The 12,904-nt window shown below is 67.1% G+C and carries 15 protein-coding genes; 12 read left to right on the top strand and 3 right to left on the bottom strand.

Going from position 1 to position 12,904, the window contains the following annotated elements:
* The first annotated feature begins 56 nt into the window (after window positions 1-56).
* Window positions 57-764, top strand: coding sequence for a DUF1013 domain-containing protein (locus ACODRZ_RS04300; RefSeq protein ID WP_488969624.1), 708 nt, complete (start codon window positions 57-59; stop codon window positions 762-764).
* A gap of 178 nt (window positions 765-942) precedes the next feature.
* On the opposite strand, the gene ACODRZ_RS04305 is transcribed toward ACODRZ_RS04300, so the two are convergent.
* Together ACODRZ_RS04305 and ACODRZ_RS04310 are read right to left on the bottom strand one after the other, a co-directional pair.
* A complete protein-coding gene (locus tag ACODRZ_RS04305) occupies window positions 943-1,392 on the bottom strand; it encodes a bactofilin family protein (RefSeq protein WP_488969625.1) in 450 nt (149 codons plus the stop codon).
* Window position 1,393: 1 nt separating this feature from the next.
* Complete coding sequence (locus ACODRZ_RS04310; RefSeq protein ID WP_488969626.1) at window positions 1,394-2,545, bottom strand: M23 family metallopeptidase; 1,152 nt, start codon at window positions 2,543-2,545, stop codon at window positions 1,394-1,396.
* 242 nt (window positions 2,546-2,787) lie between these two features.
* Between ACODRZ_RS04310 and ACODRZ_RS04315 the strand changes: the two genes are divergently transcribed.
* The 11 genes from ACODRZ_RS04315 (at window position 2,788) to ACODRZ_RS04365 (ending at window position 11,913) form a co-directional block, all read left to right on the top strand.
* Window positions 2,788-4,089, top strand: a complete 1,302-nt coding sequence (locus tag ACODRZ_RS04315) for a glutamate-5-semialdehyde dehydrogenase (protein ID WP_488969627.1) — start codon at window positions 2,788-2,790, stop codon at window positions 4,087-4,089.
* On the top strand, window positions 4,053-4,751 hold the full coding sequence (locus ACODRZ_RS04320) for a nicotinate-nucleotide adenylyltransferase (protein ID WP_488969628.1): 699 nt from the start codon (window positions 4,053-4,055) through the stop codon (window positions 4,749-4,751). Before ACODRZ_RS04315 ends, ACODRZ_RS04320 begins: the two co-directional genes overlap by 37 nt.
* Window positions 4,752-4,864: 113 nt before the next feature.
* The gene (gene rsfS / locus ACODRZ_RS04325; protein WP_008831383.1) at window positions 4,865-5,266 is read left to right on the top strand and encodes a ribosome silencing factor; all 402 of its coding nucleotides are present in this window, start codon (window positions 4,865-4,867) and stop codon (window positions 5,264-5,266) included.
* Between the two features lie 98 nt (window positions 5,267-5,364).
* Window positions 5,365-5,790, top strand: coding sequence for a 23S rRNA (pseudouridine(1915)-N(3))-methyltransferase RlmH (locus ACODRZ_RS04330; protein ID WP_330702993.1), 426 nt, complete (start codon window positions 5,365-5,367; stop codon window positions 5,788-5,790).
* Window positions 5,790-6,167 (top strand): ribonuclease HI, encoded by a 378-nt coding sequence (locus tag ACODRZ_RS04335; protein WP_488969629.1) that lies wholly within the window; start codon window positions 5,790-5,792, stop codon window positions 6,165-6,167. The genes ACODRZ_RS04330 and ACODRZ_RS04335 overlap by 1 nt, the downstream gene beginning before the upstream one ends.
* A gap of 188 nt (window positions 6,168-6,355) precedes the next feature.
* Window positions 6,356-7,591 carry a murein hydrolase activator EnvC family protein gene (locus tag ACODRZ_RS04340; protein ID WP_488969630.1) on the top strand — a complete coding sequence of 412 codons (1,236 nt, stop codon included), beginning with the start codon at window positions 6,356-6,358 and terminating at the stop codon, window positions 7,589-7,591.
* A gap of 153 nt (window positions 7,592-7,744) precedes the next feature.
* Window positions 7,745-9,112: a S41 family peptidase gene (locus ACODRZ_RS04345; protein WP_488969631.1), complete on the top strand. Its 1,368-nt coding sequence runs from the start codon at window positions 7,745-7,747 to the stop codon at window positions 9,110-9,112.
* A 20-nt stretch (window positions 9,113-9,132) separates the two neighbouring features.
* Window positions 9,133-9,618 (top strand): disulfide bond formation protein B, encoded by a 486-nt coding sequence (locus tag ACODRZ_RS04350; protein ID WP_488969632.1) that lies wholly within the window; start codon window positions 9,133-9,135, stop codon window positions 9,616-9,618.
* A gap of 1 nt (window position 9,619) precedes the next feature.
* Window positions 9,620-10,156 carry a demethoxyubiquinone hydroxylase family protein gene (locus ACODRZ_RS04355; RefSeq protein ID WP_488969633.1) on the top strand — a complete coding sequence of 179 codons (537 nt, stop codon included), beginning with the start codon at window positions 9,620-9,622 and terminating at the stop codon, window positions 10,154-10,156.
* Window positions 10,157-10,317: 161 nt separating this feature from the next.
* On the top strand, window positions 10,318-10,890 hold the full coding sequence (locus ACODRZ_RS04360) for a hypothetical protein (RefSeq protein ID WP_488969634.1): 573 nt from the start codon (window positions 10,318-10,320) through the stop codon (window positions 10,888-10,890).
* 168 nt (window positions 10,891-11,058) lie between these two features.
* Window positions 11,059-11,913, top strand: a complete 855-nt coding sequence (locus ACODRZ_RS04365) for a sulfite exporter TauE/SafE family protein (RefSeq protein WP_488969635.1) — start codon at window positions 11,059-11,061, stop codon at window positions 11,911-11,913.
* A gap of 171 nt (window positions 11,914-12,084) precedes the next feature.
* Here the strand turns inward: ACODRZ_RS04365 and fabI are convergent, their stop codons facing one another.
* The gene (gene fabI / locus ACODRZ_RS04370; protein WP_488969636.1) at window positions 12,085-12,888 is read right to left on the bottom strand and encodes an enoyl-ACP reductase FabI; all 804 of its coding nucleotides are present in this window, start codon (window positions 12,886-12,888) and stop codon (window positions 12,085-12,087) included.
* Between the last annotated feature and the right edge of the window lie 16 nt (window positions 12,889-12,904).

Consider the following 12,904-nt stretch of genomic DNA (forward strand, 5'->3'; position numbering starts at 1 on the left):
CGGTGAGGCCGCTCCGCGAAGGGGCGGCCCTTATTGTTTCCGCCGGAGATAGAGACATGAGCCAGCCCACTCCGCTGATGCCGCACGCGACCGCCTCGTGGCTGGTCGACACGACCGCGCTGACTTTCGAGCAGATCGCAGAATTCTGCGGCCTTCACATGCTCGAAGTACAGGCGATGGCCGACGATCTGGCGTCCAGCAAGTATACCGGCCGCGACCCCGTTCGCTCGGGCGAGCTGACGATGGAAGAGATCGAGAAGGGGCAGGCCAACCCCGACTACAAGCTGCGTATGCACAAGGTGCCGCTCGCGCAGAACCGTACGAAAGGCCCGCGCTACACCCCGGTGTCCAAGCGTCAGGACAAGCCGGACGGCATCGCCTGGATCCTGCGCAACCACCCCGAGGTTTCGGACGCGCAGATCGGCAAGCTGATCGGCACCACGCGCAACACGATCGCGGCGATCCGCGACCGTTCGCACTGGAACATCGCCAACATCACCCCCAAGGACCCGGTCACGCTGGGCCTGTGCTCGCAGCGCGAGCTGGACGCCCTCGTCGCCAAGGCCGCGAAGAAGGCGGGCATTCAGGACACCGGCGAGGGCGATGAGCGTCTGGTCGACGATCGCCAGGCCCTGATCGACGAACTGCGCGCAGAGCGTCAGGCGCAGGCCCAGGCCGCGTCGGAAGCCGCGCAGGAAGCCGAAGTCGCCGCCTGGCTCGAAGCCAAGCGCGCTGCCGAAGCCGCCGAAGCCCGCGGCGAGTAACTTCGCTTCGGCCTGAGGGCTGAATCGAAAAGGGGACATGGGATCGGCTCCCATGTCCCTTTTTCGTGTCCGCTTTCGGGGGGCTTCGACAAGCTCAGCCTGAGCGGGATTTGAGGTTTACACTGCTTCCGCTCACCCTGAGCTTGTCGAAGGGTCACGGCTGAGCTTGCCGAAGCCCTCACTCCGCCGCTGCCGAAAGCTCCTCGTCCTCTTCCTCCGCGACGACCTCGACCGGCGGTGCCGAAGCGGGCAGCCGCGCGATCGCCGGGGGCATCTGCCCGCCGTTCGGCGACAGGCGCCCTTCGAGCCGCGCGCCCTGCTCGATGGTCAGGGTGTCGTAGGATACGTCGCCCTCGATCCGCGCGGTCTTGAGGATCACGACCTCACGCGCCGACACCGAACCCCTTATGAGGCCCGCGACGCGCACTGATTCGGATCTGACCGCGCCGGTGATCTCGCTGCCTTCGCCCTGGATCAGGGCCTTGCAGGAAATGTCGCCGTTGACGCTGCCGTCCACATGCAGGTCGGCGCTTGCCGAAATGTCTCCGCTGATGACGGTGTCGCCGCCCAGCATCGAAAAGCTCGAACTGTTGATGCTCGCACGCGAGCTTATGAAGGCCTTGGCCATGTCAGTGGTTCTCCTCCTGGCCCCTGTTGCTGCTCTTGTTCGCCCCCTGAAGACGTGCCGCTTCGAGGAACGGGCGCGGGTTGACCGGGCGGTCGTTCACGCGAACCTCGAAGTGGAGATGCGGGCCGGTCGAGCGCCCGGTGCTGCCCATTGCACCGATCAGCGCCCCGGCGTCGACTTCCTGACCCACACGGGTGCGGAAGCCGGAAAGGTGGCCGTAGCGGGTCATCAAGCCGTTGCCGTGCGTCACCTCGATGCAGTTGCCGTAGCCGGACTTCTGCCCGACGAAGGTGACGCGCCCCTTGGCAGCGGCATAGATCGGCGAGCCCATCGGTCCCGGAAAGTCGAGCCCGGCATGGAACGCCGCGCCGCCGGTGAACGGGTCCGAACGATAGCCGTAGCTGGACGAGACGTAGGCGACGTGCGCCGGACTCACCTGCGGGATCGAGGCGAGGCCGTTCTCCAGCGCGTCCATGCGGGCAAGGCTCTTGCCCATCGTCAGGAAGCGCGGATCGACGCTGCCGTCGGCCCCGGTCGCCAGCTTCACCAGCGGGCCACCCTCGGCCATGCGCGCGCGCGAAATCATCGCATTGGGATTGAGCCCCAGCTTGCGGATCGAAGCCATCGCGGCGTCCGAACGCTGGTCGGCATAGCGGGTGAGGCGATCGACCAGCGCCAGCTGCTTCGCCTCGATGTCGGCAAGGTTGCCGACGCCAGGAACGGCGGCGCTGACCTTCTTCGCGGTCGCTTCGGTTCGGGCCGTAGGTTGCCCCTCATCCGCCTCTTCAGGGACATCGTCGATATGGGCATCGACCACCTGGGTGATGAATTCCTGGCGCTGCTGAAGGTCAGCGACGACCGAATCGACGTTGCGGCGGTACTGCGCGACGCTCTTCTCGGCCTTGGCGACATTGGCCGCGCGCTCGGCGAGGGAGGCGCTTTCGCTGCCGACGGATGCCTGCGAGAGCGCCAGAGCGCCCACCGATGCGGCCCACATGCCGAGCACGCCGACGGCCGCTCCCGCAGCGATCTTCTGTGCCCGCGAGGAAACGCGGATGAAACGGACCTGTCCCTGCGACCGCATGATGAACTCGCGGTCGGGGAACGCCGTCCTGAGGCGCTGGATGAACGCCCCGGTTGACTTGGAAAGCAAAACGACCCCGCTTGAAATCTATGTCTCAGTCCCGGACCGCGCCGGTAGCAGGCGGTAGTTACCAAAGCGAATCGGCTCGGCCCGAACCTCTGCGGAATCGGGGCGAGTCGAAAACAGATAGCGGTGAGCCGAGGAACCTTACCTTTTCGCGACGGTGAAACGACATGCGAATCGATTTCACGACGATGATTTGACCGCCGCAATCCGGTGACAACTGCACGCTTCGATGGTAGTTCGCCCGCATGACTTTGCAGAGCACCCTGACCGCACAGCCCGTAGCGCTCTCGCCCGAGGCGGCCCCTGAGCAGCTCGTCGAGCAACTGGCCCGCGACGGCCGCGCCGCGCAGCGCGTGCTGGCGAAGCTGACCGACGCCGATAAGGCTGCTGCCCTGCGCGCCGCCGCCACGGCGCTGCGCGAGGCGGAAGGGGAAATTCTCGAAGCCAACGCGAAGGACATCGCGGCGGGCGAGGCCAAGGGGCTTTCGGGCGCGATGCTCGATCGCCTGAAGCTCGATTCCGCGCGGCTGGCGGGAATCGCCGACGCGGTCGATCAGGTCGCTGCCCTGCCCGACCCGGTGGGCGAGGTGATCGCTTCCAGCGAACGCCCCAACGGCCTCAAGCTGTCGCGCGTGCGCATCCCCATCGGCCTGATCGGCATCATCTACGAAAGCCGCCCGAACGTCACCGCCGACGCTGCCGCGCTGTGCCTGCGCTCGGGCAATGCGGTGCTGCTGCGCGGCGGCAGCGAGGCGATCCATTCCAACCACGCGATCCGCGCCGCCTTCGCCAAGGGCCTCGCCACCGTGGGCCTGCCCGAAGCGGCGATCCAGCTGATCCCGACGCAGGACCGCGCGGTGGTCGGCGCGATGCTGACGGCGGCGGGCCTCATCGACATGATCGTGCCGCGCGGAGGCAAGAGCCTCGTCGCGCGGGTGCAGGCCGATGCGCGGGTGCCGGTGCTCGCGCACCTCGACGGCATCTGCCACACCTATGTCCACGCCTCGGCCGATGCGGAAATGGCGCGCAAGCTGACGCTCAACGCCAAGATGCGCCGCACCGGCATCTGCGGGGCGATGGAGACGCTGCTGCTCGACACCCAGTTCCCCGAGAGCGAATCGGTCGTCGCCGGCCTGCTCGACGCGGGCTGTGAACTGCGCGGCGATGCGCGCGCGCAGGCGCTCGACCCGCGCGTGCTGCCCGCCAACGACGAGGACTGGGATACCGAATACCTCGACGCCGTGCTGGCCGTGGCGGTGGTCGATGGCATCGAGCCCGCGCTGGAGCACATCGCCGCGCATTCCTCGCACCACACCGATGCGATCGTCACCGAAGACGCGGAATCGGCCGAGCGCTTCCTCGCCGAAGTCGACAGTGCGATCGTGATGGTCAATGCCTCCAGCCAGTTCGCCGATGGCGGCGAGTTCGGCCTCGGCGCCGAGATCGGTATCGCCACCGGCCGCCTGCACGCACGCGGACCTGTCGCGCTGGAGGGCCTGACGACCTACAAGTGGCAGGTGCGCGGAACCGGGCAGGCGCGGCCCTGAGGCGGACGACAACCCGCCCCGGCCCGGTCACCGGGCTGCTCGGCGGCAGCTTCAATCCGGCGCATGGTGGCCACCGGCGAGTCACCTTGTTCACCATCGAGGCGCTGGCGCTCGACGAGGTGTGGTGGCTTGTCTCACCGGGCAATCCGCTCAAGCCCAAGACGGGGATGGCCCCGCTGCCCGCGCGGATGAAGTCCGCTCAGAGGCAGGCGCGAGGGGCGAGAATCAGGCCCACCGCGATCGAGCGCGAACTGGGCACCCGCTTCACCGTCGACACCCTCCGCGCACTGCTTCGCCGCTACCCGAAACGGCGCTTCGTGTGGCTGATGGGGGCGGACAACCTCGCCCAGTTGCACCGCTGGAAGGACTGGCGGACACTCGCCCGACTCATGCCGATTGCGGTAATCGCGCGTCCGGGGTATGATGGCGCTGCCCTCGCGAGCCCCGCGATGGCCTGGCTGGGGAAATACCGGAGACCCCTGACCAGTCTTCGCGGTCCGGAAGAGTGGAGCGCACCCGCGCTGGTGACATTGCGATTCGACCCCGATACGCGGTCGGCAACGGCGATACGCCAGGCCGATCCGGACTGGGCACGAAGGTTTTCGGATAGACCTTCGCGTGACGCAGTCACGTTCCACTTGATCTCCGGAACGGCGGAATGAGCGGCTTTCAGGCCCTCTTCCCGCATACCCGGCTTACACGGCAGACGATCGAACGCGGCAGGATGGCCTCCATCCTGCCCGGTCGGTTTTGAAAGGAGCAGAACCCAACCAAGATGCCACAGGCAGAACTACAGCCGGAATCAACCGGCGCCACCCCGCTTCCGGTCACGATCGAAAGCGATGATCCGTTGCTGAACCTCGTGCTTTCGTCGCTGGACGACGATCAGGCGCAGGAACTGGTGACGATCGACCTCGACGGCAAATCGAGCATCGCCGACTTCATGGTGATCGCTTCGGGCCGTTCGACCCGCCAGGTTGCGTCCATGGCGCAGAAACTGGGCGAGCGACTGAAGCAGAACGGCTTTGGTCATCCGCGTATCGAGGGCCTTCCGGCGGCCGACTGGGTGCTCGTCGATGCGGGCAGCGTGGTCGTCCACCTGTTCCGTCCCGAAGTGCGCACGTTCTACAATCTCGAGCGGATGTGGGGCTTCGACGGCCCGTCCGGGGCAGCCTGATCGCTGCCTAGAGGATGATCCTCCGGTCGCGACGGTGACCGGAAAATCGAAAGGAAACACGCGGGGGTCCTGCTCCGTCCCCGCGTTCCGGCTTGCTTATGCTGCTGCACATCATCGCTCGCGGAAAGATCGCCCGCTCGCCCGAGGGCGAGATGCTGGATCGCTACGCGAAGCGCATCACCTGGCCGTTCAGGCATAGCGAACTGCCCGATGTCGGCGGCAAGGTGCCGCCTCCCGTCCATACCCCGGTCCGCGAAGTCCTGCTCGACGAGCGGGGCAAGCTGATGAGTTCGGAAGAATTCGCCGCGCTGCTCGGCCGCTGGCGCGACGAGGGCGTGCGCGAATGCCGCTTCCTGATCGGCGCCGCCGACGGCCACGGCGACGAGGCGCGGGCGCAGGCCGACCACCTCCTGTGCTTCGGCCGCATGACCTGGCCGCACCTGATGGTCCGCGCGATGCTGGCCGAACAGCTGTGGCGTGCCACCGCGATCCTGGCGGGGCATCCCTACCATCGTTCGGGCTGATGAAGCGGCTGAAAGTCTTCTTCGACGGCGGGTGTCGCCCGAATCCCGGACCTATCGAGGTCGCCGTGGTGGTGCGCGGCGTGGCGCATATCTTCGAGGATTGCGGCTCCGGCACGAATAGCGATGCTGAGTGGCTGGCGCTGATTCATGCGCTCGAACTCTGCCGGGAGCAGGGTTTGGACCATGTCGAACTGATCGGCGATGCGGTCGAGATCATCCGGCAGGCAAAACGGGCCTTGCAGGACGGCCATAGCATAGAGCCGCACGTAGCGCGGTTCCTGACGCTGGCGGCACAGGTTCGTCCTGCGCGCGTACGATGGATCAAGCGCGAGCAGAACCTTGCCGGAATTGCACTGGCAGCCCGGCACCCGCGTTGACGGCCTTCTTATCCTCCCTGTCGCGCAGCGATGGGGAGGTGGCAGCCCGTAGGGCTGACGGAGGGGTTTTCCATCCGCTCGACCACCGACTTCGTCGGCGGTCCCCCTCCCCATCGCTGCGCGACAGGGAGGATCAAGGGTGCATTTCCTCTCTTTCCGGCTGACTCCCCGTGCCCTAATCACGAATTGTGAAGCCCGCCCACCGCATTCTCCTGACCATCGCCGTACTCGGCTCTGCCGTGCTTGCCACGCAGGCGCTGACGCAGCAGGGCGGGTTTGCGGTGCTCGACCCGGCGGTGGATGCGCGGGCTGCGCGGGCGGACATGATCGCTGCGCGGCGCGAGGGCGCGGCGGCAGGCAAGCGGGCGGAGAAGCTGGAGGCGCGCGCCCGGGAAGTGACCGAGCAGGCCGAGACGACCGCGCGAGAGGCTGCCGCCGTTGCCGCGCGCATTCAGGAAACCGACGCGCAGATCGCCGTGCAGCAGGCCCAGATCCGCCTGATCGCCTCGCAGCGCGAGGGTTTGCGGGCGCAACTGGCGCAGAAGCAGGGGCCTCTGGCGCGGCTCACCGGATCCTTGCAGCGGCTGTCGCGGCGGCCGCCTCTGCTCGCGCTGTTGCGGCCGGGTTCGGTGCGGGACGCGGTCTACATGCGGGCGCTGCTCGACACGATGCTGCCCGAGGTGGAGGCGCGCACGGCGGGGCTGCGCGTGGCGATCGAGCGGGGGCGGGCGCTGGAGCAGCAGGCCAAGGCCGCCGCCGCCGGGCTCTCGCAGGCACAGGCGCAGATGCGCGAGCGGCGCGGGCAACTCGCCGCCATCGAATCGCGCCAGCGGCTCGCCGGGCGCGAGGCCAGCGGCATCGCCGCGCGTGAGAGCGAGCGGGCGCTGGCGCTGGCGGAGAAGGCGCGCGACCTTGGCGATCTGGTGGTGCAGGTCGGCCGTCAGGGCGCGTTGCGCGCGGAACTGGCTGCGCTGCCGGGGCCGATCATGCGGCCCGCCCGGCCGGAGGATGCGCAAGTCATCGGCGCCGGGCAGTTCACGCCGCTGCCCGAGGGGTTGTCGAGCTACATGCTGCCGGTGACCGGGCGGCTGGTGACCGGCTTCGGCGAGGATGCGCCGGGGCAGGCGCGGTCGAACGGGCTGGTCATGGCCCCGCGCGCGCATGCGCAGGCGGTCTCTCCGGCGCCGGGGCGGGTGGCTTTCGCGGGGCCTTATCGCGGTTTCCAGAGCATCGTCATCATTGAGCACGAGGGCGGCTGGACGTCGCTCATAACGGGTCTGGCCCGGCTGGACGTGGCGGTGGGGGCGCAAGTGGTGGCGGGGTCTCCGATCGGCGTGACCGGGCCGGGCGATCCGCGCGTGATGGTCGAACTGCGGCAGGGCGGGTCGCCGGTCAATCCGCTGCAGTATATCCGGGCGTTGTGAGGGATTGTTCGGGCAATTCCCCCGATGCCTCCTATATGAACGCAAATCCTGCCGTTCCGCTGGCGTTCACCGTCATCGGACGATAGGATGACGGTCACGAACCTCCACCGGCGCCTCGCGCCGGACCGACGCATTGAAGAGGCATCACGCCCGATGAAGATCCCTTCGTTCCGCCCCGCAGCCTTCCTGCGCGCAACCCTGCTGGTTTCCGCCGTGGCCGTGCTGCCCGTCGCGACCTCGGGCCTGGCGGCGGTGGACACGCGCACCAGTCACGAATTCGACAAGCTCTTCACGATCTACCAGATCGTGAAGGACAACTATGTCGATCAGGTGAGCGACGACAAGCTGCTCAAGGGCGCGATCGACGGGATGCTGGCCAGCCTCGACCCGCATTCGAACTACCTCGACGGCCAGTCGCTGCAGCGGCTGGAGACGATGATCGACGGCAAGTATACCGGCCTCGGCCTTTCGGTGGTCGAGGATGACGGTGCGGTGAAGATCGTCTCGCCGTTCAAGGGCAGCCCGGCCGAGAAGGCGGGGCTCAAGGCGGGCGACTACATCACCCACCTCGACGGCGTGCTCTATTACGAGCGCGATCTGGACGAGGCGGTATCGAAGATGCGCGGCGAGGCTGGCTCCTCGATCCGCCTGACGATCTTCCGCCCCGGCCGCGACGCGCCGTTCGACGTCACCGTGACGCGCGGCGTGATCGAGCTTGAGCCGGTGACCTGGGAATTCAAGGACAACGTCGGCGTGATCTCGGTGAACGAGTTCTCGCGCGATGTCGGCAACGACGTGAACAACGCCATCTCCGACCTCAAGAAGCAGGCGGCGGTGAAGGGCGGCAAGCTGACCGGGCTGGTGCTCGACCTGCGCTCCAACCCCGGCGGTTCGCTGGACGAGGCGGTGGCGCTGTCCGACCTGTTCCTCGACCATGGCGACATCGTCTCGCAGCGCGGGCGCAATGCGAACGAGAACCAGTTCTACCGCGCCGAATCGGTGTTCAAGGGCGACGTCGCCAAGGGCCTGCCGGTCGTCGTGCTGGTGGACGCGGGCTCGGCCTCAGCCTCGGAGATCGTCGCGGGCGCACTGCAGGACCAGCACCGCGCGGTGATCATGGGCGAGCGGACCTTCGGCAAGGGCTCGGTCCAGTCGTTCCTGCCACTCGACCAGAACAGCGCGATCAAGATCACCACCGCGCGGTACTACACGCCTTCGGGCCACTCGGTGCAGGAGGGCGGCATTGCTCCCGACATCAAGGTGCCGCAGTTGTCCGACCCCGATGCCCGTGCCCGCGCCGAGCGCGCGGTGCGCGAATCCGACCTGCGCGGCCACCTCATCAACGAGGCGGCGCTCAAGGACAAGGATCTGGAGACCGACAAGCAGGACGATCCGCGCTTCAAGGTGACGGCTGCGGAACTGGAAAAGGAAGGCATCAAGGACTTCCAGCTGCATTACGCGATCTCCACGCTGCAGCGCACGGCGGGCAAGCCCGCGCTCGCCGCCGTTTCCAAGAACTGACGGCCGGGAGCACGAGGGGCATGGCCGTTTCCGCCGCACCGTCCGTGCGCGCCGCGCGTATGCTGGCGCTTGGCATTCCCGTCATCGCGCTCGGCGGGGCGCTGGTGAGCCAGTACGTCTTCGGGCTGAACCCTTGCGAGATGTGCTGGTGGCAGCGCTATCCGCACATGCTGGCCATCGTCTTCGCGCTGCTGGCGTTCTTCTGGCGACCGGTGCGCCCGCTGGTGGCCGTCGCGGCGCTGGCGGTGCTGGTGTCCGGGCTGATCGGCGGCTTCCACGCGGGTGTCGAATACAAGTGGTGGGAAGGCGTGACCGCGTGCACCGCCAGTCCCTTTGCGGCAGGCGGCGACGCGCTTGACGCGATCATGAAGGCGCCGGTGATCCGCTGCGACGTGGCGCCGTGGAGCCTGTTCGGCATTTCGCTGGCGGGCTTCAACTTCCTGTTCTCGACGCTGGGCGCGCTGGCGGTCTTCGCCCTCATCGGCCGCAGCGACCGAAAGGCTTGATATGAACGCGATGACGAAGACGCCGGGGAGCAAACGCAGCGAACGCATGCTGCGGGTCGATCAGGCGGGCGAATTCGGCGCGACGCGGATCTATGCGGGACAACTCGCGGTGATGGGCACGCGCGCCCCGCACTCGACCGAGGTGGCCGGCATGGCCGCGCAGGAAGCCGAGCATCAGGCCAGGTTCGACGCCATGATCGCCGAGCGAGGCGTGCGTCCCACCCTGCTGCAGCCGGTGTGGTCGGTCGCGGGCTTTGCGCTGGGCGCGGCGACGGCGCTGATCGGGCCGGAAGCGGCGATGGCCTGCACCGCCGCGATCGAGACCGAGATCGACCGCCACTACACCGAACAGCTGGAGGAACTTGGCGACGAGGACCCCGAACTGGGCGCCGCGATCGAAAAGTTCCGCGACGAGGAGCGCGAGCACCGTGACGCCGCGCTGGCGGCAGGCGCGGAGAAGGCCCCGGCCTATCCGCTGCTGTTCCGCGCGATTCGCATGGGGTGCCGTGTGGCCATCAAGCTGTCGGAACGGATCTGACCTCTCGCGGGTTGTGCGGTTGTATTTGCCGCGTTTTTCCGAGTCGTCAGGTTTCCACCTGACTGGAAAACGCTCTTAAGCTGTCATTCAACCCGCAGCCTGCCTATATCGGGTGCGACCCGATCATGACGCCTCCGGGCCTATACCTGCTGGAGCCACCGATGACCCGCCTTCTCCTCACTGCCGCAGTTGCCGCCCTTTCGATGGCCTCTGCACCTGCATTCGCACAGGATTCGGGGCTCACCGATCCGGGCGGCGAGAAGGTCAACCAGTTGATCGTCTACGGTGACGATCCGTGCCCGGAATCGGCCTCGGGCGAGATCACCGTCTGTGCCCGCAAGCCGGAGGAAGAGCGCTATCGTATTCCCGCACCGCTGCGCGGCATCGACCAGCCCCAGTCGGAGGCATGGGCCAACAAGGTGCAGGCTTACGAGACGGTGGGCCGCTTTGGCACGCAGAGCTGTTCCCCCGCAGGTTCGGGCGGCTGGCTGGGCTGCACGCAGCAACTGATCAACAGTGCTTATGCCGAAAAGGAAAACGGTTCCGAAGTCCGCTTCGGAGAACTGATCCAGGCTGAGCGCGAGAAGCGCCTCTCGACCATCGATGCCGATGCCGCTGCCGAACAGGCCCGGGTCGAGGAAGCCGAAAAGGCCTACTTCGAGCAGCAGAAGCGCCAGGCCGCAGAGCAGGACGCCAAGGAGGGGGCAACCCCGCCGCCGCCCAGCGTCAAGTAAGGCGCCACACCCTCGTCATTGCGTCGCTTCGCTAACAATGACGGCCAGGGAAGGGCGCACACAAGTCCCTCTTCACCCCCTGAAACCCGAATTCCGCTTGTCTTGAGCGGGCAAACCGGCTGGAACGGCGCCCGACAACATAAGCCAGGCAAGGATACGGGTTTCGCGATGGGCGTGACGGGTTCGATCGATTTCTTCCACGCCGTCGCAGGGCTGCTCGTCGGCCTGCTGGTCGGGCTGACCGGCGTGGGCGGCGGCTCGCTGATGACGCCGCTGCTGGTGTTGCTGTTCGGCGTCAGCGCCAAGACGGCGGTGGGCACCGACCTGCTCTTTGCCGCCGTGACCAAGATCGCCGGCTCGGCCGTCCATGGCTCGCGCGAGAGCGTGGAGTGGAAGATCGTGCGGCGCATGGCCATGGGCAGCGTGCCCGCCGCGCTGGTCACGCTGCTGATCATGGCCCGGATGGGGTCGGTCGGCAAATCCACGGAGCACGTCATCCTCGTCTCGCTGGCCTGCCTTCTGGCGCTGACTTCGCTTGCGGTCATCGGGCGCAAGTGGTTGTTCCGCCATGCCCATGACGGGGCCGCACAGCGTTCGCCGATGGTGGAACTCGGCGGCACGATCGCGCTGGGTGCGCTGATCGGCGTGGCCGTTTCGGTATCCTCGGTGGGCGCGGGAGCGATCGGGGTCACCGTGCTCTTCGTGCTCTATCCCCGCCTGCCGGTGGCGCGAATCGTCGGATCGGACATTGCCCATGCCGTGCCGCTGACGCTGATCGCGGGCACCGGGCACTGGATCATGGGCGACGTCAACGGCACTCTGCTGACCAACCTGCTGATCGGCTCGATCCCGGGCGTGGTGGTGGGCAGCTACCTGTCCTCACGCGCACCGGACAAGGTGCTGCAGCCGCTGCTGGCGGCGGTGCTGGCGGTATCGTCGTGGCAGCTGTTCGTGAAGGCCAGCGCGCCGGAGAAGGTGAAGGTGGACGTCATCGCCCCGGCCAAGGCGGCGGAAGTTCGCTGAGGGGGTGCGTGCCGCTCGTCCTTCGACAGGCTCAGGACGAGCGGGGAGGGGCTGGCGCTTATCCTCTATCGACACCGCTCATGCTGAGTCCTGAGCCTGCCGAAGAATCGAAGCACCATCGTCGTAAAGAAAAGGCCGGAGGAGAACCTCCGGCCTTTCTTGTTTCAGCCTTCAGACCAGCGCGATGTCCGGCGCGTCTTCCTGTTTCATGCCGACGAGGTGATAGCCCGAGTCCACATGATGCGTCTCGCCGGTCACGCCCGAGGACAGGTCCGACAGGAAGTACAGGCCCGAACCGCCCACGTCCTCGATCGTGGTATTGCGGCGCAGCGGCGAGTTCAGTTCGTTCCACTTCAGGATGTAGCGGAAGTCGCCGATGCCGCTGGCGGCCAGCGTCTTGACCGGGCCGGCCGAGATCGCGTTGACGCGGATGCCCTGCGGGCCGAGGTCGTTGGCGAGGTACTTCACCGAAGCCTCCAGCGCGGCCTTGGCGACGCCCATGACGTTGTAGTGCGGCACGACCTTCTCGGCGCCGTAATACGTCAGCGTCAGGATCGATCCGCCGTTGGGCATCATCGCCATCGCCCGCTTGGTCACGGCGACCAGCGAGTAGGCCGAGATGTTCATCGTCATCAGGAAGTTGTCGAGGCTGGTGTCGACGTACTTGCCGCGCAGCTCGTTCTTGTCCGAGAAGCCGATGGCGTGGACCACGAAGTCGATCGTCTCCCAGCGCTCCGTCAGAGTGGCGAAGGCGGTGTCGATCGCGTCCATGCTGGACACGTCGCAGTCGATGAGGAAATCGGAACCGAGGCTCTCGGCAAGCGGCCTCACCCGCTTGGCAAGGGCGTCGCCCTGATAGGCGAAGGCCAGTTCGGCCCCCTGTTCGCTCAGCTTCTTCGCGATACCCCAGGCCAGCGACTTGTCGTTGGCGAGGCCCATGATGAGCCCCCTCTTGCCGTGCATCAGACCGGTCATTCGTTTCTTCCTGTAA

This window comes from Novosphingobium sp. FG90 (genome assembly GCF_057808725.1).